Source organism: Aurantiacibacter zhengii (assembly GCF_003584125.1).
In the GTDB taxonomy this organism is placed as follows: domain Bacteria; phylum Pseudomonadota; class Alphaproteobacteria; order Sphingomonadales; family Sphingomonadaceae; genus Alteraurantiacibacter; species Alteraurantiacibacter zhengii.
This window is the reverse complement of the sequence record NZ_QXFL01000001.1, coordinates 151,777-167,928: the sequence shown is the minus strand read 5'-3', so window position 1 is coordinate 167,928 and position 16,152 is coordinate 151,777. Positions and strand designations below refer to the sequence as shown.

General features: G+C 63.0%; 19 protein-coding genes. 11 read left to right on the top strand and 8 right to left on the bottom strand.

Features of this window, described 5'->3' with window-relative positions; translation table 11 throughout:
- The first annotated feature begins 30 nt into the window (after positions 1–30).
- The 3 genes from D2V07_RS00820 to D2V07_RS00810 are packed head-to-tail and all read left to right on the top strand — an operon-like array spanning position 31 to position 1,630.
- Positions 31–549: a copper chaperone PCu(A)C gene (locus D2V07_RS00820; protein WP_119584132.1), complete on the top strand. Its 519-nt coding sequence runs from the start codon at positions 31–33 to the stop codon at positions 547–549.
- The gene (locus D2V07_RS00815; protein WP_119584131.1) at positions 549–1,052 is read left to right on the top strand and encodes a vgr related protein; all 504 of its coding nucleotides are present in this window, start codon (positions 549–551) and stop codon (positions 1,050–1,052) included. Before D2V07_RS00820 ends, D2V07_RS00815 begins: the two co-directional genes overlap by 1 nt.
- Complete coding sequence (locus tag D2V07_RS00810) at positions 1,049–1,630, top strand: hypothetical protein (RefSeq protein WP_119584130.1); 582 nt, start codon at positions 1,049–1,051, stop codon at positions 1,628–1,630. Before D2V07_RS00815 ends, D2V07_RS00810 begins: the two co-directional genes overlap by 4 nt.
- A 109-nt stretch (positions 1,631–1,739) precedes the next feature.
- Here D2V07_RS00810 and D2V07_RS00805 read toward each other — a convergent pair whose 3' ends face one another.
- The 3 genes from D2V07_RS00805 to hrcA all read right to left on the bottom strand — a co-directional run bounded on the left by D2V07_RS00805 (position 1,740) and on the right by hrcA (position 3,732).
- Entirely contained in the window at positions 1,740–2,030 is a 291-nt protein-coding gene (locus tag D2V07_RS00805) for a glycine zipper domain-containing protein (RefSeq protein WP_119584129.1), read from the bottom strand.
- A 71-nt stretch (positions 2,031–2,101) separates the two neighbouring features.
- Positions 2,102–2,680 (bottom strand): nucleotide exchange factor GrpE, encoded by a 579-nt coding sequence (gene grpE / locus D2V07_RS00800; protein ID WP_119584128.1) that lies wholly within the window; start codon positions 2,678–2,680, stop codon positions 2,102–2,104.
- Between the two features lie 8 nt (positions 2,681–2,688).
- Complete coding sequence (gene hrcA / locus D2V07_RS00795) at positions 2,689–3,732, bottom strand: heat-inducible transcriptional repressor HrcA (RefSeq protein ID WP_119584127.1); 1,044 nt, start codon at positions 3,730–3,732, stop codon at positions 2,689–2,691.
- A gap of 59 nt (positions 3,733–3,791) precedes the next feature.
- On the opposite strand from hrcA, the gene rph reads away from it, so the two are divergent.
- Together rph and rdgB are read left to right on the top strand one after the other, a co-directional pair.
- Positions 3,792–4,505 (top strand): ribonuclease PH, encoded by a 714-nt coding sequence (gene rph, locus D2V07_RS00790; RefSeq protein WP_119584126.1) that lies wholly within the window; start codon positions 3,792–3,794, stop codon positions 4,503–4,505.
- The gene (rdgB, locus tag D2V07_RS00785; protein ID WP_119584125.1) at positions 4,502–5,131 is read left to right on the top strand and encodes an RdgB/HAM1 family non-canonical purine NTP pyrophosphatase; all 630 of its coding nucleotides are present in this window, start codon (positions 4,502–4,504) and stop codon (positions 5,129–5,131) included. Before rph ends, rdgB begins: the two co-directional genes overlap by 4 nt.
- On the opposite strand, the gene D2V07_RS00780 is transcribed toward rdgB, so the two are convergent.
- On the bottom strand, positions 5,128–5,661 hold the full coding sequence (locus tag D2V07_RS00780; protein ID WP_119584124.1) for a CAP family protein: 534 nt from the start codon (positions 5,659–5,661) through the stop codon (positions 5,128–5,130). The genes rdgB and D2V07_RS00780 overlap by 4 nt on opposite strands.
- Positions 5,662–5,708: 47 nt before the next feature.
- On the opposite strand from D2V07_RS00780, the gene hemW reads away from it, so the two are divergent.
- Entirely contained in the window at positions 5,709–6,860 is a 1,152-nt protein-coding gene (hemW, locus tag D2V07_RS00775) for a radical SAM family heme chaperone HemW (protein ID WP_119584123.1), read from the top strand.
- On the top strand, positions 6,857–7,753 hold the full coding sequence (locus D2V07_RS00770; RefSeq protein ID WP_119584122.1) for a tyrosine recombinase XerC: 897 nt from the start codon (positions 6,857–6,859) through the stop codon (positions 7,751–7,753). Before hemW ends, D2V07_RS00770 begins: the two co-directional genes overlap by 4 nt.
- On the opposite strand, the gene D2V07_RS00765 is transcribed toward D2V07_RS00770, so the two are convergent.
- The 4 genes from D2V07_RS00765 to rsmI are packed head-to-tail and all read right to left on the bottom strand — an operon-like array spanning position 7,750 to position 10,587.
- Entirely contained in the window at positions 7,750–8,364 is a 615-nt protein-coding gene (locus D2V07_RS00765; RefSeq protein ID WP_119584121.1) for a DedA family protein, read from the bottom strand. The genes D2V07_RS00770 and D2V07_RS00765 overlap by 4 nt on opposite strands.
- Positions 8,365–8,411: 47 nt before the next feature.
- The gene (gene gshB, locus D2V07_RS00760) at positions 8,412–9,365 is read right to left on the bottom strand and encodes a glutathione synthase (RefSeq protein ID WP_119584120.1); all 954 of its coding nucleotides are present in this window, start codon (positions 9,363–9,365) and stop codon (positions 8,412–8,414) included.
- A 26-nt stretch (positions 9,366–9,391) separates the two neighbouring features.
- Positions 9,392–9,742, bottom strand: coding sequence for a YraN family protein (locus D2V07_RS00755; protein ID WP_119584119.1), 351 nt, complete (start codon positions 9,740–9,742; stop codon positions 9,392–9,394).
- Complete coding sequence (gene rsmI, locus D2V07_RS00750; protein ID WP_119584118.1) at positions 9,739–10,587, bottom strand: 16S rRNA (cytidine(1402)-2'-O)-methyltransferase; 849 nt, start codon at positions 10,585–10,587, stop codon at positions 9,739–9,741. The genes D2V07_RS00755 and rsmI overlap by 4 nt, the downstream gene beginning before the upstream one ends.
- Positions 10,588–10,614: 27 nt before the next feature.
- Here rsmI and D2V07_RS00745 point away from each other — a divergent pair, with 27 nt between their 5' ends.
- From D2V07_RS00745 to D2V07_RS00730, 4 genes are all read left to right on the top strand, one after another.
- Positions 10,615–11,778 carry a penicillin-binding protein activator gene (locus D2V07_RS00745; protein WP_119584117.1) on the top strand — a complete coding sequence of 388 codons (1,164 nt, stop codon included), beginning with the start codon at positions 10,615–10,617 and terminating at the stop codon, positions 11,776–11,778.
- Between the two features lie 62 nt (positions 11,779–11,840).
- Positions 11,841–13,832 (top strand): DNA topoisomerase IV subunit B, encoded by a 1,992-nt coding sequence (parE, locus tag D2V07_RS00740; protein ID WP_119584116.1) that lies wholly within the window; start codon positions 11,841–11,843, stop codon positions 13,830–13,832.
- A 120-nt stretch (positions 13,833–13,952) separates the two neighbouring features.
- Positions 13,953–15,230, top strand: coding sequence for a serine hydrolase (locus D2V07_RS00735; RefSeq protein WP_119584115.1), 1,278 nt, complete (start codon positions 13,953–13,955; stop codon positions 15,228–15,230).
- Positions 15,231–15,297: 67 nt separating this feature from the next.
- Positions 15,298–16,149, top strand: a complete 852-nt coding sequence (locus tag D2V07_RS00730; RefSeq protein ID WP_119584114.1) for an AAA family ATPase — start codon at positions 15,298–15,300, stop codon at positions 16,147–16,149.
- The last annotated feature ends 3 nt before the right edge of the window (positions 16,150–16,152 follow it).

Below are 16,152 nucleotides of genomic sequence, written 5' to 3'. Positions count from 1 at the left end.
AATCGGCGCATCTTCTGAGAGGGGAATTTGATGAATATGAAGAGCATTCTGGCATCGGCGGCCGCACTTGGCCTGGTCATGGGTACGGCAGCCTGCGGTGGCGAGACCGAAGAGCCCGTGGCCGAGGGTGCGCCCGATGCGCCCGCAGGAATTACCGTTACCGATGGCTGGATGGCTCTGCCGGCAGTGGCCGGAAACCCTGCCGCGGTCTATTTCAATATCGAGAATTCGGGCGAGCGCAATCGCATGATCCGTTCCGCCTATGTCGAGGGCGCGGGCAGCGCGGTGCTGCACCAGATGGGCGAATGGAACCTCGAGCCGTCGATGGACGAACTGATGCAACTGGACCTTCCGGCAGGCGAAAGCATCGCTTTCGAGCCGGAGAGTTATCACGTCATGGCCATGGACGTGGCCGACACGCTGCAGGCCGGCGGCGAGACCGAAGTCACGCTGACATTCGTGGGCGGCGACAAGGTCAGCTTCCCGGTTGAAATCCGCGCAGCGGGTGACGCGCCGGGTGGCGACGCTTCGGATAGCGACACGGAATAATGGATGCAGGCAGCGCGGCATCCTGTCCGATCGGCGGCGAAAGGCCGCTGAGCGAAGGGGAAGTCGCGCTTGCCCGCACCATGTTCGGTAGCGCCATCGATTATGCGAAGGTGCGCATAAGGCGCAGGAAATGGGCTTTTTTCCAGCCCAAACGTATCACGATGGCCCCGCGCGGGCACATTCACTTCCACCCTCTGGGCGATACCTATTGCGACGATTTCGCGAGCGCGCCCGTCAGGCGGCAGGCCCTGTTCATTCACGAAATGACCCATGTCTGGCAAACCCAGACACGCGGCGACTGGTACTTGGTACTGAACCGGATGCCGTGGGCGAGCTACGACTACACACTGAAGCCCGGATGCGCACTGACGAAATACGGCATAGAGCAACAGGCCCGCATCGTGGAGCACGCGTTCCTGCTCCGCAACGGATACAAGCTGGCGGGGGTCGCAGACCCTGCGGCCTACGACGTGTTGGTGAACTTTCCGGGAGCCGGTAAGTGACCGATTTCGAATTCATCTTTGTTCTTTATGCCCTGCTGCTTGGTCTTTCGCTGGTCGAGTTGCTGTCAGGGCTCGGACGGGCGCTCGAACTCGAATTCGCATACGATGCCAAGGGGCAGGAGGCGAAGTTTGCCATTGGCTGGCTGACGCCGCTGATGGCGATTTTCGTCATGGTAGACCTGATGAGTTTCTGGATGTTCGCCTGGACGGTCCGCCCGCTCATTACGGTGACGGCACCGATGCTGCTGGGTGTGATGACCTTTGCCAGTTCCTATTACCTGGCAGCGCGGTTGGTATTTCCAGGCGACCCGGACCGCTTTCGCGATCTGGACACGCATTACTTTCGCGTCTCGCGCACGATATTCGGCATCCTGATCGCGCTGGTCGCCGCGCAATGGGCCTACTTGTTGTCGATCGAGGCAATTCGCTCCAGCCTCTTGACCCCTGTTTCCGTTGGTCTGACGGTGCTCTTCGTGGGTCTGATGGTCGCAGCGATGATCTTTCGCGATCGTCGTGTACAGGCGATATTGCTGGTCGCCCTGATCACGAGATATCTCGTGTTGTACCTGTTCATTTGAGGCTTCCCGGCGAGTTCTGCGAGCAGGCTGTGGCGCGACGTGCGGCCCCATAACAAGAAAGGGCCACTGCGTCGCGCAGCGGCCCTCTTAATTCGCGATGTGTCAGCGATCACCAGTAGCGCTGGTAACCGTCATATCCGCGGCAATCGTCGTCGACGTAGCGACCATCGCCGTAGTAGCCATCGCACTCATCGTTCTTGTCGGACGCATAGCCGATGACGCCGCCGATGGCGGCACCCGCCAGGGCATAGGTCTCGATATCACCGCCCAGGAGAGCAGCACCAGCAGCGCCGGCAGCCGCACCGGCCAGTCCGCCCTCTACCGCGTAGTTATCCGCACAGGCACCCAGGCCCATGGTGGATGCAACCAGCGCGGGGGCGAGCAACAGTTTCGTATTCATGGCAAATCTCCGTATATCCCCCGTATCGGAGAGATTACGGTCGACCCTGCCCTCAGGTTCCGAAAATCGCCCTATTCGGGCTTTTTTGCGACGCCCACCATGCTGGCCCGCAGCAGCCGGTCCTTGATCATGTAACCTGCCTGCATTTCCTGCACCACGGTACCGGGCTCGGCATCGTCGGTGGGGATTTCCATCATCGCCTGGTGCTGGTTCGGGTCCAGCGGCAGGCCCACGGCGGCAATGCGTGTGATGCCGTTGTTGGTGAACACCTTGTCCAGTTCGCGCTGGGTGGCCTGGATACCGGCGACGAGGCCCTTGAACTTGCTGTCTTCGCGCAAGTCTTCCGGAATGGCATCGATGGCGCGGGCAAGGTTGTCGGCCACGCTGAGGATATCGCGGGCGAAACCGGTCGCGGCATAGGCGCGCGCATCCTGCACTTCCTTTTCCAGGCGGCGTCGCTGGTTCTGGGCCTCGGCCTTGGCGTAGAGCGTTTCCTGCTTGGCAGCCTCCAGATCCGAACGAAGCTGCGCCAGTTCCTCTTCGAAACTGCCCTGCTCGTCCTCCGCCGGTTCGTCCGAAAGGAATTCCTCCGGCACGCCTTCCAGTTCCTTTTCAACCGCTTCGTCGCGGTTCTTGTCATTCTCGCTCATCTGTCTCGCTAACCAAATCTCTTGCCCAGGGAATGGGCGGTGAAGTCCACCATGGGTACGACGCGGGCGTAATTCAACCGCGTCGGACCGATGACACCCAGCACGCCAACCACCTTGCCCTCGCGGTCGCGATAGGGGGCGGCGATGACGGACGAGCCGGACAATGCGAACAGGCGATTCTCGGCCCCGATGAAAATCCGGGTCGATTCTGCCTGCCGCGCGCTATCGAGCAATTGTGCCACCGATTGCTTGTTTTCAAGGTCGTCCAGCAATTGCCGCACACGTTCGAGATCGGTGGCCGCGTTTTCGTCGATCAGATTGGAGGCACCGCGCACGATCAGGACAGGACGTTTCGCCGCATCCTCGCTCCACGTGGCGATACCCGCCTCCACCAGGCGCTGGCTGGCTTCGTCAAGCGCGCTTCTGCCCGAGGCGAGCTCTGTCTGCATGGCCCTGGCGGCCTCGGCAAGCGTGCGCCCGCGCAGCCGGGTGGAAATGTAATTGCTGGCTTCCTGAAGGGCGGAGGGGGAGACGGGGCCGTCCAGTTCCACCAGTCGGTTTTCCACGTGCCCGTCTTCCCCGACCAGCACGGCGAGAGCGCGCTTCTGGTCCAGCGGCACGAGGTTCAACTGCGACAGACGCGCTTCCCTTTGCGGCACCATCACCATGCCCGCCGCGCCCGACAGGTTGGAGAGCAGCGCACTGGTGGTCTCCAGCGCCTCCTCAATCGGGCCGGGCGTGGCAAGCTGCTGCTCGATAGCCGCGCGTTCGGCCCGGGTAGGTTCGGCAACCTGCATGATGCCGTCGACAAACAGCCGCAGGCCAAGGTCTGTCGGCATCCGCCCCGCGCTGGTGTGCGGCGCCGCCAGCAGGCCGAACCCCTCCAGTTCGCTCAGCACCGAACGGATCGAGGCTGGCGACAGGTTCACTTCCCCGCGCTGCGCCAGCGTCTTGGAGCCGACAGGCTGGCCACTGGCGAGGTAATCTTCTACCACCAGGCGGAAGATCTCCTTTGCGCGTGCTGTCAGTTCGGTGATCGGTGGAGAAGCCATGACAGCGCCCTATCTAACCGCTAGGGCGCTTCTCGCAAACGCTTCAATCGGAGAAATCAATGCGACCTTCCGGCCGTGCGCCTGACGAAATGCGCGCCATCACCATCGAAACCGGCTTTACCAAGCATGCCGAGGGTTCGTGCCTCATCAGCTTTGGCGACACCCGCGTGCTGTGCACCGCATCTGTCGAAGAACGCATCCCGCCGTGGCTGCGCGGCAAGGGCCAGGGCTGGGTCACCGGCGAGTATTCGATGCTGCCCCGCGCCACGCACACCCGCGGCTCGCGCGAGGCGGCCAAGGGCAAGCAGAGCGGTCGTACGCAGGAAATTCAGCGGCTTATCGGTCGTTCCTTGCGCGCAGTCTGCGATATGGAGAAGCTGGGTGAGCGGCAGATCACGCTCGATTGCGACGTAATCCAGGCCGACGGCGGCACCCGCACTGCCTCGATCAGTGGCGCATGGGTGGCCCTGCGCATGGCGGTAAACAAGCTGATGGAAGCAGGCGCGATCAAGGAAGACCCCCTTACCGCCAAGATCGCCGCCATTTCCTGCGGCATCCATCAGGGCACCCCGGTGCTGGACCTGGACTATGTCGAGGATTCCAACGCCGATGCCGACGCCAACTTTGTACTGATCGAAGGCGGCCAGATTGCCGAAGTGCAGGCCACTGCCGAAGGCGCAACCTACGACGAGGAAGGCCTGCTGCGCCTGCTGCGTCTTGCCCAGATGGGCTGCGCGGAAATCTTCAAGGCACAGGACGCGGCTACGAAATGAGCCGGAAGCTGGGGCCGGGAAAGCTGGTGATTGCCACGCATAACGCGGGCAAGCTGAAGGAGATCGCCAAGTTGCTGGAGCCTCATGGTCTCGACTGCATCTCGGCGGGTTCGCTTGGCCTGCCGGAACCTCCCGAAACCGGCACCACCTTCGTCGAGAATGCCCTGATCAAGGCGCGCGCGGCGGCGGAGGCTTCGGGCCTTCCCGCCCTCGCCGACGACAGCGGCCTGTCGGTTGCGGCGCTGGACGGTCGCCCCGGCGTCTATACCGCAGACTGGGCGGAGCGGCAGTTCTTCGAAGGTGAACCGGGCCGCGACTGGTACATGGCCATGGGCAAGGTGGAGGGTCTGTTGCAGGCCAAGGGCCCGGATACACCGCGCGACTGCTGGTTTTCATGCGTGCTCGCAATTTCCTGGCCCGATGGGGAGCATGTGGTTTACGAAGGCCGGGCCGATGGCACGCTGACCTGGCCTCCGCGCGGCACCATGGGGTTCGGTTACGATCCGGTGTTTGTACCGCAAGGGCGGCAGCAGACTTTTGCCGAGCTGGAACCGGAAGAAAAGCACGCGATCAGCCACCGCGCGGATGCCTTCGCGAAACTGAAGGCAGACCAGTTCGCCGCCTAGAAAACGCGCTGGTTGTAAACGTTTCCGGCGGGGTAGTAGCGGCAGACGAGGAAATCGTTCGTGCCGCCGCGGGCCACGGCACAACCGACTTCGCGGGTGCCGCGCCAGATAACCTGGGTGTAGTGCCCAACATCGCGCCAGTTGCCAGTGGAGGAGACCTGCGGAAAGGTGCCGTTGCGAAAGTGCTGCCGCTCCGCCAGGAAACCGCCCACCATCACATCAGGCCCGTAGTATCCTGCATAACCCATCCACAGATTCTCGCCCGATCCGTTCCGCTGCTCGCGATTGGCGTGGATCATCCTGCCTTGCCGAGCTATGTGCTGCGCCCAGTCATGAGCCTCGCGCGCCAGGCGATTGCTCCATTCCAGGCGCGGCACACCCACCTCGGCCCGGGCGCGGTTGTGTTCTTCCAGCAGGCTGATGGCAAAGGGGTTGATACGGCCCTTGTCCTGCGCCGAAAGCGGAGCGGAAACCGTGCCAAGCGAAGCGACAGCCGCCAGTGCGGCAAGAAAGACCCGTCCTTTTCCCATCCGCCCACCTTGGCTATTGCGGGTTAACGGAGACTGAAAACAACCACATGGCCCGCGCCCTCTACATCCACTGGCCCTTTTGCCTGGCGAAATGCCCGTACTGCGACTTCAACTCGCACGTGCGAGACAGCGTTGACGTGGCCGCGTGGCAGGCGGCGTTGCTGGCAGACTTGCGCCATGAAGCCGAGATCGCGGGCGGTGAGCCGCTGCATTCCATTTTCTTCGGAGGCGGCACGCCTTCGCTGATGCCCCCTGCCTTGGTCGAGGCATTGTTGGCCGAGGCCGAGAAACTCTGGGGCTTTGCACCGGATGTCGAAATAACGCTGGAAGCCAATCCCTCCTCGGTCGAGGCTGCCAATTTCGCTGCCCTGTCATCGGCAGGCGTCAATCGGGTGTCGCTGGGCCTGCAGTCGCTGGACGACAGCGCTCTGCGGTTCCTGGGCCGCTTGCACGATGCCTCCGAGGGTCTGACAGCGCTGGAGACCGCGCAATCGGTGTTCGCGCGGGTTTCGTTCGACCTGATCTATGCTCTGCCCGACCAGACGGAAGACCATTGGCGCGAGCAGCTTTCCCGCGCCCTTGGTTTTGGCACCGGCCACCTGTCGCTGTACCAGCTTACCATCGAGCCGGGCACGCGTTTTGCCACGGATGTCCGTCGCGGAGGTTTCATGCCTCTCGATGATGACCGGGCAGCGGACCTTTTCGCCATCACCCGCGAATTGACGACGGACGCGGGCCTGCCGCCTTACGAGATCAGCAATCACGCCCGCCCCGGCGAAGAGAGCCGGCACAACCTAACCTATTGGCGCTACGACGACTACGCAGGCATCGGCCCCGGCGCGCACGGGCGTCGCGGTGGGCTAGCCACCATGCGTCACAAAAAGCCGGAGAACTGGATCGACGCCGTATCGCGAAACGGCCACGGCCTGAAAGAAGAGCGGGCACTTGGTGTCGCCGAACAGGCGTCTGAAGCGCTGCTGATGGGACTGCGCCTTGCAGAGGGCGTCGATCTCGAAGCGCTGGGTAAAAGGTTGGCACTTGCCCCGGCCAGCCTGATCCAGCCGGACAAGCTGATACATTATGCGCGGCTCGGTCTTGCCTGGGAGGAAGGTTCACGGGTGGGCGTCACTTCTGAGGGCATGCCCTTATTGGACGCCCTTCTCGCAGAGCTGGTGACAGACGAGCTGGCGCTGGCATGAGCGTATCCGCGCTTCTCGATCAGTGGCGCGACCATCTGGCTACCGGAAGGCGCCGCAGTCCCCATACCGTTCGCGCCTATGTGGCGACAGCCGAACGCCTGATGCTGGCGCTGGGGCTGTCGGATTGGCAGGCGGTGGCCAATGTTTCTACCCGCGACTTGCGCTCCCATCTCGCCACGCGCCGCGGAGAGGGAATCGGCAATGTCTCTGCCGCGCGCGAGCTGTCCGCGCTCAAGGGGTTCGTGGCACACGCGCGAGAGCAGGTGGGCGCCGAACCCGGCACCGCGCCGCGCCTTCGCGGGCCGCGTATCAAGAAGGGGCTGCCCCGCCCCGTCACGCCGGACGAGGCGGTGGGCCTTACCGACATGGTCGAGCAAACCTCCAGCGCCGACTGGACCGGGAAACGCGATGCTGCAGTCCTCTTGCTGATGTACGGCGCAGGGCTGCGCATTGCGGAAGCGCTTTCGCTGAAAGCGGGTGACCTGCCATTGAGCGAGACACTGGTGGTGACCGGCAAGGGCAACAAGCAGCGCGTTGTTCCCCTGATCCCGGTCGTGCGCGAAGCGGTGCAAGCCTACGTCGAAATCTGTCCGCATCCGTTCGACAGCGCAGATGCCCTGTTTAAGGGGGCGCGCGGCGGGCCCCTGTCACAGGGTACGGTCCAGAAGGCGATGGCGCGGGCGCGGAAAGGCCTGGGTTTGCCCGCAACAGCAACCCCCCACGCCCTGCGCCACAGCTTCGCGACGCACCTGCTCGGTTCGGGGGCGGATCTGCGCAGCCTGCAGGAACTGCTCGGCCATGCCAGCCTCGGTTCGACGCAAATCTATACGAAAGTGGATGCAGCCAGGATGCTCGAAGCATACCGCTCGGCTCATCCGCGCGAGAGCGACTAGTCCTCCTCGCGCTCGGCCCGCGGCGTCCAGGTGAACAGGCGCCAGACGTAACCGATCACTGTCAGCGCGATCAGGCCGAGGATGATATATGCGAGGATGTGCTGCGAATCCTCCAGCCAGTGACCGATCCACTGGCCGCCCTTGATCAGCAGCGCATTCCAGATCAGCGACCCTGCAAAGGTGAAGAGCAGGAATTTCATCTTAGGCATGTGCGCCAGACCGGCAGGCAGGGAGATGATCGTGCGCAAGAAGGGAGAGAAGCGCAGGAAGAACACTACCCAGTGCCCGCGCCGGGTGAAGAACAGCTGCGCTTCGGCAATATGCTCCCAGTCGATCGTCAGCCAGCGGCCCCAGCGATCGACCAGCGGTTCCAGCCTTTTGTAGCCGTAGGTGTCGCCAAGCCAGTACCAGCAATAGTTGCCTGCAACGGTGCCGAGCGTCCCGATCAGCAGCAGTGGCCAGAACTCCATCGAACCGCGCTGCACCAGCAGTCCGCCCACGCCCATGATGACTTCACTGGGCACCGGCGGAATGATGTTTTCCAGCGCCATCAGCATGAAGATGCCGAGATATCCGCCGCGCTCGATCAGGTCGATGATGAGGGTTTCCATGGCTCAATAACCCGCAGCGGCGCGGATCGGTCCTGTCACATTGCTGCTCACATGGAAGAGTGGCGCCGCTCCAGTGCATCCCAGATCATGCCGGCGGTGTTGGTCCCGTTGTACCTGTCGATCGCGACAATCCCAGTCGGGCTGGTGACGTTGATCTCGGTCAGCCATTCGCCGCCGATCACGTCGATGCCGACAAATGTCAGCCCCCGGCGCTTCAGTTCCGGACCCATGGCGGCGCAAATCTCTTCTTCGCGCGCGGTAAGCTGACTGGCCTCTGCGGAGCCGCCCTGCGCCAGGTTGGAGCGGAATTCGCCCTGCCCCGGCTTGCGGTTGATGGCACCTGCAACCTCGCCGTCCACTAGCACGATGCGCTTGTCGCCCTGGGATACGCTGGGAAGGAAGGGCTGCACCATATGCGGTTCGGGCCAGGTCTGGTTGAACACCTCGAACAGGGCGGAGGTGTTGGTCCCCTCGGCATCGATCTTGAAGATGGCCTTGCCGCCATTGCCGTGAAGGGGCTTCACCACCACGGCACCGTGCTTCTTCTGGAATTCGAGCACGTCCTCCAGCTTTCGTGCGATCAGCGTGGGCGGCATGAAACGCGCATAATCCAGCACGAACATCTTTTCAGGGGCGTTGATGACTTCGCGCGGATCGTTGCTGACCAGCGTCCTGCCCTTCAGCCGGTCTAGCAGCAGGGCCGCGCTGATATAGCCGAGGTGGAACGGCGGGTCCTGCCGCATCAGGACGACATCGATATCTTCTGCCAGGTCGATCTTGCGCAAGGTCCCCGCCGTGTAATGGTCACCCTCCACACGCTGGACCGTCACCGGCCTTGCCCAGGCCGATATCCTGCCTTCTTCCCATGAAAGCGTGGTGACATCATAGTGCCAGAGGGCATGGCCGCGAGCCTGTGCTTCCAGCATCAGGGCGAAACTGGAATCGCCGGCGATCTTGATCGATTCCATCGGATCCATCTGGACGGCGACACGAAGGCTCATGGTGTTTTTCCTCATCTTCCGGTTGCTCAGGGCATCCAGGCGTTCTCGATGTGGCGAGGCGGCGTGCCGGGTGCAAGCAGGATCACGTCGATCCGCATATCCTCGCCCTGCATGGCATATTCATGAGCCACGCTTGTCGCGGCAGCGGCAACGCGCGCAAGGCGGTGTTCGTCTATCGCAAGGTCCAGATCGCTGAGACGCTGGCGCCATTTCACTTCCACGAAAGCGATCAGGCCAGCGCGCCTGGCCACGAGATCTATCTCGCCAACCTTGGTCTTGCGCCGCCGTGCAATGATCTCCCAGCCCTGCCCCTCCAGCCAGCAGGCGGCTTCGTCCTCCGCCTTGCGGCCGCGCTGTTCGGCAAGCTGGCGCTTCATTGCGCTTTCAGTTCCATTGCACGGGCATACAGCATCTTGCGATCGAGGCCGGTGGCTTTGGCAACCTGCGCGGCTGCTTGGGAGGGTTTCTCCGTCTCCAGCAATTCGCGCAGCATGGCGTCGGCATCGTCGCTGTCGTGTTCCTGCTCAGGCGCGGGACCGACCAGCAGCACGATTTCACCCTTCGGCGGATGCGCTTCATAGTGCGCCAGCACGTCCTCGGGCGTTCCGCTGCGGCATTCCTCGAACATCTTGGTCAGTTCGCGGGCCACGGCCACCTCCCGCCCCGGCAGGACGGTGGCGATGGCAGCAAGGCTTTTGGCAAGGCGCGGCGCGGTTTCGAAGAAGATCAGAGTGGAACGGACGCGGCCCAGCTCCTCCAGCACGTCGGCCCGGGCCTTCTCCTTCGGAGGGAGAAAACCGGCAAAAAGGAAGCGGTCGTTGGGCAACCCGGACAGGGCAAGTGCTGTCAGCGGGGCATTGGCGCCGGGCAACGCGGTAATCGGAATTCCGGCTTCCCTCGCTTCTCTCACCAGACGAAACCCGGGGTCGGAGATCAAAGGCATGCCGGCATCGCTTACCAGTGCCACGGCGCGGTCGCGCATGGACTGGATAAGCCGCGCCCGGTCGTTCGGCGCGGAATGATCGTCATACCGCCAAAGCGGCTTGGAAACGCCCAAGTGTCTGATAAGCTTCTGCGTAACGCGCGTGTCCTCGCACGCGATACCATCACAGCGCGCCAGGATGTCTGCTGCCCGCATGGTGATGTCGCCAAGATTGCCAATCGGCGTCGCGACTATATAGAGGCCGGGAGATAAGGATGGTTCGCTCACGGATGCGGCCATGGACCAAGTTCAGCGGAGCAAGCAAGCATGTTGGGTAATTTCAAACGCATTCTGGCCATGGCCACGGGCAGCCTGTTGCTGGCGGCCTGTCAGGTAATTCCGGGTGCGGAGGCTCCTCGCCCCGACGCAGGCGGACCGGTGGTGGAACAGCCACGGGTACCCGACCAGGCCGTGCTTCCCGATGACGAGGGGCGGCACCGCGTCGCCCTGCTGGTGCCGATGAGCGGAAGCAATGCCGACGTCGGCCAGTCCATCGCCAATGCCACGACAATGGCGCTGCTGGATACCGGCGCCGAAAATCTGCGCATCACCACGTATGACACCAGCGCCGGGGCAGGTGCTGCTGCCAGCCGCGCGATCAACGACGGCAACCGCCTGATCCTCGGCCCGCTACAGCGCGACAATGTGGGCCCCGTTCTCGCCCAGGCGCGGCCCGACGATGTGCCGCTGATCACATTCTCCAACGATACGACGGTTGCACGGTCCGACGTGTTCGTGATGGGTCACATTCCCGAACAGTCCGTGGTGCGCACGATCAATTTCGCTATCGATCAAGGGGCCAGCCGGTTCGCCATCCTCGCCCCGCGCGGTGACTATGGCAACCGGACCACTGCCGCTGCGGAGCAGGTTATCATGGCGCGCGGAGGCACCGTGGTGGATGTTCAGCGCTACGACCGTGGCAATACCTCCATCATCAGCGCGGCCGACCGGCTTTCCACCGCGGGCGGCTTCGACACGGTGCTGATTGCCGACAATGCCCGCCTCGCAGCCATGGCGGCGCCGCGCCTGAAGAATGCAGGCGACTCCCTGCCCTCGATCATCGGCACCGAACTGTGGAGCCGTCAGGACACCCTTCTGAGTGCCGGTGCAATGCGCGGCGCGTGGTTCTCCGCCGTGCCGGATGATCGCTACCGCCAGTTTGCCAACAGCTACGAATCCCGGTTCGGGGAGCAGCCGTACCGGATCGCAACGCTGGGCTATGATGCCGTACTGCTGACCCTAAGGCTGACGCGCGACTGGCGCCCCGGCACCGATCTCCCTGCCGGGCTGCTGACCACGGACGGCGGCTTCCTCGGTCTCGACGGCCCGATCCGGTTCCAGACCAACGGCGTTGGCGAGCGTGCCATGGAGGTCCGCCAGATCGGCAACGGTGCCTTTACCGTCGTCGATCCGGCACCTTCCGGCTTCTAACCGACGGATAAGTCCCCCCTGCCCGCTTGTAGGCGTGGAATCCCCATGCCTATATCGTGCGCATGAGTGATGACCTGTTCGAAAACGCGCCGCAGGGCAGCGGAGATTATGATTCCTCCTCCATCGAGGTGCTGGAGGGGCTGGAGCCTGTTCGGCGCCGGCCCGGCATGTACATCGGCGGCACCGACGACCGCGCGTTGCACCACCTCGCCGCCGAAGTCCTCGACAACTCGATGGACGAGGCGGTGGCGGGCCATGCCAACCGCATCGAGATGGTGCTGGAAGAAGGCAACCGGCTGACCATTACCGACAACGGTCGCGGCATGCCGGTGGATGAGCACCCGAAGTTTCCCGGCAAGTCGACGCTCGAAGTCATCATGACCACGCTGCACTCGGGCGGTAAGTTCTCCGGCAAAGCCTATGCCACCAGCGGCGGCCTGCACGGGGTCGGCGTTTCGGTGGTGAACGCATTGTCCAGCTTCACCCGCGTGGAAGTGGCGCGCAACAAGCAGGTGTACGCGCAGGAGTTCTCGCAAGGTCTGCCGCAAGGCAAGATCGCGAAGATCGGCGATACCCCCAACCGGCGCGGCACGAGCGTCACTTTCGTGCCCGACACGGAAATCTTCGGGGACCGCAAGTTCAATCCGAAGCGCCTGTTCAAGCTGGCCCGCTCGAAAGCCTACCTGTTCGCAGGGGTCGAAATTCGTTGGAAATGCGTCCCCTCCCTCGCCAGCGAAGATGTGCCGGCCGAGGCGACTTTCCAGTTTCCCGGCGGCCTGGCCGACCACCTGAAGGAGCAGGTGGGCGAGCGTGAGTGCGTCACCGCAGATTTCTTCACCGGCAAGCAGGATTTCCCCGTCAACGATGATGACGTCCAGCAAGGCAGCGTGGAATGGGCGATTGCCTGGCCGCTATGGTCCGACGGATCGACCAGCTGGTATTGCAACACCGTGCCCACGCCCGATGGCGGAACGCACGAGGCGGGCCTGCGCGCCGCGCTGACGAAAGGGCTGCGCGCCTTTGGCGACCTGACCGGTACGAAAAAGGCGAAGGACATCACCGCGGATGACGTGATGACCGGATCCGAGATCATGCTGTCGGTCTTCATCCGCGATCCGCAGTTCCAGAGCCAGACCAAGGATCGCCTGACTTCCCCCGAAGCGGCGCGCCTGGTCGAGAACGCGGTGCGCGACCATTTCGACCATTTCCTGTCCGACAACATGGAACGCGGCAAGGCGCTGCTCGGCTCCGTCATGGAAAGGATGGAGGAACGCCTCAAGCGCAAGCAGGAACGCGAGATCAAGCGCAAGACGGCCACCAATGCAAAGAAGCTGCGCCTGCCGGGCAAGCTGACCGATTGCAGCGGGGAGACCGATGGCGAGACCGAACTGTTCATCGTCGAGGGCGATTCCGCAGGCGGCAGCGCCAAGCAGGCGCGCAATCGCAAGACGCAGGCGATCCTTCCTATCCGCGGCAAGATCCTAAACGTCGCCAGCGCCAGCCCCGACAAGATCCGCGCCAACAGCGAAATCGCCGATCTCGCCCTCGCGCTGGGCTGCGGAATGCGCAAGGATTGCGATGCGGAAAACCTGCGTTACGACCGTATCGTCATCATGACCGATGCCGATGTCGACGGTGCGCATATCGCCACGCTGCTGATGACGTTCTTTTTCCAGGAAATGCCGGACCTTGTTCGCAAGGGGCACCTCTATCTCGCCCAGCCGCCGCTCTATCGACTCACTGCCGGCAAGGAGAGCCGCTACGCCCGCGATGACGAACATCGCGCCGAGCTGGAGGCGACCGTGTTCAAAGGCAAGAAGGTCGATGTCGGCCGGTTCAAGGGGCTTGGCGAAATGAACCCCGGCCAGCTTCGCGAGACCACGATGGACCCGGAAACCCGCTCACTTATCCGCATCACCCTGCCCGAGCAGCACGAGCAACGCTTTGCCGTAAAGGAACTGGTCGACCAGTTAATGGGCCGCAATCCGGAACATCGCTTCAATTTCATCCAGAACCGCGCGGGCGAACTGGATCGGGATTTGATCGACGCCTGAGGATTTTTTTGGGCTGTCGCGTAAGAAGCCGGATCACACGCAGACTATCCTCACGTTCGCGAGGCGTATAGCAATCCAGCTGGCGCACTCATCAAGCGTACCTGTGTGGAGAGTTAAGTCATGATCCGTAACGCAATACTCGCCGTTCTCATCGTCGCTTCGCCGGCCGCTGCCCTGGCGCAGGATGCCGAGGAAACGGCGCGACTGGAGCAGCGCGCGGAAGACATCGTGGCCGCCATGCGCGGCGAAGCGGTTTACGACGAGGTCTTCGCGGACAATTTCGCCTCCGCAGTGCCGGAGGCCCAGTTCGAGGCCATCCAGGGTCAGATCGAGGCGCAGTTCGGCCCGCTGATCGGGGTGGAGACCGTGGAAGCTGTCGCTCCTGCCGGTGCGCGTATCGCGATCCGGTTCGAGCGCGGCAGGGCCAGCGGTTCCTTCGCGCTGGAGGCAGACGCCCCGTACGAGGTGACCGGGTTCCGGCTCAGCGAAATGACCCCCATCGGCGACACGGTGGCGCAGTTCCTCGAAGATGTAGACGCCTTGCCCGGCGAAGTCGGCCTGCTGGTGTCGCGCCTTGGCGAAACGAACCCGCTGGCAGCGCGCAATGCCGACCAGCAATACGCGATCGGATCCACCTTCAAGCTCTACGTGCTCTCTGCCCTCGCCCACTCCATCGCAAATGGTGAGCGGGGCTGGAGCGACGTAGTGACACTGACCGAGCGCAGCTTTCCCAGCGGCGAGTTGCAGCGCTGGCCGCAAGGCGCGCCCATCACCCTGCAGACCCTGGCCACATTGATGATTTCCAACAGTGACAACACCGCGACCGACCAGCTTATCTTAGAACTGGGTCGCGACGTGGTGGAAGCCGAGGTGGTGGCGTCGGGTCATGCCAATCCCGAAGCGACATTCCCGTTCATGACGACCCGCGAAATGTTCGTGCTGAAATCGGGGGACGAGGTTGATGCTGGCCAGTACCTCGGCTCCGACATCGCCTCGCGGCGACAGGCGCTGGCTTCCTTGCGCGGTGTGGAGCGCGACATGGACGCCGTGCTCGCGGCCTTCACGGGCGGTCCGAACATGATCGAGGTCGAATGGCTGGCGTCTCCCGACGATCTTGCCAGCCTGCTTCAGCGGTTGGTTGCGCTGGGCGACGAAACCGCATTCCAGATCATGGGAGTGAACACCGCGCTTACCCCTGCCATGCAGGATGAATGGGACTACGTGGGATACAAGGGCGGTTCGGAACCGGGCGTTCTCAACCTCAGCTGGCTGCTGCGCGATGAGGCGGGCGACTGGACGGTGGCCACCTTCAGCTGGAACAATCCGGAGGAAGAAGTCGACCAGTCGACGCTGGAGATGCTGGCAATGCGCGCGGTCGCCCTGGCACGCGAAAACTAGGTTCACCTTGTCATGTTGCGACGCAATATCTAGCTTGGAGGCACACCAAGGCAATTCAGGCAAACACATGACCCAGCGCTTCACCGGCACCGAGAACTACGTCGCGACCGACGATCTGAAAGTAGCGGTGAACGCCGCAGTCACCCTGCGACGCCCCCTGCTGGTCAAAGGTGAGCCCGGTACGGGCAAGACGGTGCTGGCGCACGAGATTGCCAAGGCCATCGGCGCACCGCTTATCGAATGGGGTGTGAAAAGCACCACCAAGGCGCAACAGGGCTTGTACGAATACGACGCCGTCGCGCGTCTGCGCGACGGTCAGCTTGGTGACGAGCGCGTTCACGACATTTCCAATTACATTCGCAAGGGCAAGCTGTGGGAAGCTTTCACCAGCCCCGAGTTGCCCGTGCTGCTGATCGACGAGATCGACAAGGCCGATATCGAGTTCCCCAATGACCTGTTGCAGGAACTCGACCGGATGGAGTTCGACGTTTACGAGACGGGCGAACGCATCGCGGCGAAAGAACGCCCGATTGTCGTCATCACCTCCAACAACGAGAAGGAACTGCCCGACGCCTTCCTGCGTCGCTGTTTCTTCCACTACATCAAGTTTCCGGATGACCAGACGATGCGCGAGATTATCGACGTGCATTTCCCCGACATCCAGAAGCGGCTCGTCACCCAGGCGCTGGAGGTGTTCTACGAACTGCGCGAAGTGCCCGGCCTGAAGAAGAAGCCTTCCACCTCCGAATTGCTCGACTGGCTCAAGCTGCTGCTGGTCGAGGACATGCCGGTGGACGTGCTGCAGAACCGCGACCCCACCAAGGCGATCCCGCCGCTCCACGGCGCTCTGCTCAAGAACGAGGCTGACGTCATGCTGCTGGAACGCCTTGCCTTCATGGCCCGCCGCGAGAACCGCTGAGCG

What these genes read in the sequence shown, in the direction of transcription:
- D2V07_RS00745 (WP_119584117.1), top strand. Translation starts at nt 10,615, where the DNA reads ATGTTGGGTAATTTCAAACGCATTCTGGCCATGGCCACGGGCAGCCTG.
- D2V07_RS00805 (WP_119584129.1), bottom strand. Translation starts at nt 2,030, where the DNA reads ATGAATACGAAACTGTTGCTCGCCCCCGCGCTGGTTGCATCCACCATG.
- rph (WP_119584126.1), top strand. Translation starts at nt 3,792, where the DNA reads ATGCGACCTTCCGGCCGTGCGCCTGACGAAATGCGCGCCATCACCATC.
- hrcA (WP_119584127.1), bottom strand. Translation starts at nt 3,732, where the DNA reads ATGGCTTCTCCACCGATCACCGAACTGACAGCACGCGCAAAGGAGATC.
- D2V07_RS00730 (WP_119584114.1), top strand. Translation starts at nt 15,298, where the DNA reads ATGACCCAGCGCTTCACCGGCACCGAGAACTACGTCGCGACCGACGAT.
- D2V07_RS00735 (WP_119584115.1), top strand. Translation starts at nt 13,953, where the DNA reads ATGATCCGTAACGCAATACTCGCCGTTCTCATCGTCGCTTCGCCGGCC.
- D2V07_RS00780 (WP_119584124.1), bottom strand. Translation starts at nt 5,661, where the DNA reads ATGGGAAAAGGACGGGTCTTTCTTGCCGCACTGGCGGCTGTCGCTTCG.
- D2V07_RS00755 (WP_119584119.1), bottom strand. Translation starts at nt 9,742, where the DNA reads ATGAAGCGCCAGCTTGCCGAACAGCGCGGCCGCAAGGCGGAGGACGAA.
- grpE (WP_119584128.1), bottom strand. Translation starts at nt 2,680, where the DNA reads ATGAGCGAGAATGACAAGAACCGCGACGAAGCGGTTGAAAAGGAACTG.
- hemW (WP_119584123.1), top strand. Translation starts at nt 5,709, where the DNA reads ATGGCCCGCGCCCTCTACATCCACTGGCCCTTTTGCCTGGCGAAATGC.
- D2V07_RS00765 (WP_119584121.1), bottom strand. Translation starts at nt 8,364, where the DNA reads ATGGAAACCCTCATCATCGACCTGATCGAGCGCGGCGGATATCTCGGC.
- D2V07_RS00815 (WP_119584131.1), top strand. Translation starts at nt 549, where the DNA reads ATGGATGCAGGCAGCGCGGCATCCTGTCCGATCGGCGGCGAAAGGCCG.
- parE (WP_119584116.1), top strand. Translation starts at nt 11,841, where the DNA reads ATGAGTGATGACCTGTTCGAAAACGCGCCGCAGGGCAGCGGAGATTAT.
- D2V07_RS00820 (WP_119584132.1), top strand. Translation starts at nt 31, where the DNA reads ATGAATATGAAGAGCATTCTGGCATCGGCGGCCGCACTTGGCCTGGTC.
- rdgB (WP_119584125.1), top strand. Translation starts at nt 4,502, where the DNA reads ATGAGCCGGAAGCTGGGGCCGGGAAAGCTGGTGATTGCCACGCATAAC.
- rsmI (WP_119584118.1), bottom strand. Translation starts at nt 10,587, where the DNA reads ATGGCCGCATCCGTGAGCGAACCATCCTTATCTCCCGGCCTCTATATA.
- gshB (WP_119584120.1), bottom strand. Translation starts at nt 9,365, where the DNA reads ATGAGCCTTCGTGTCGCCGTCCAGATGGATCCGATGGAATCGATCAAG.
- D2V07_RS00770 (WP_119584122.1), top strand. Translation starts at nt 6,857, where the DNA reads ATGAGCGTATCCGCGCTTCTCGATCAGTGGCGCGACCATCTGGCTACC.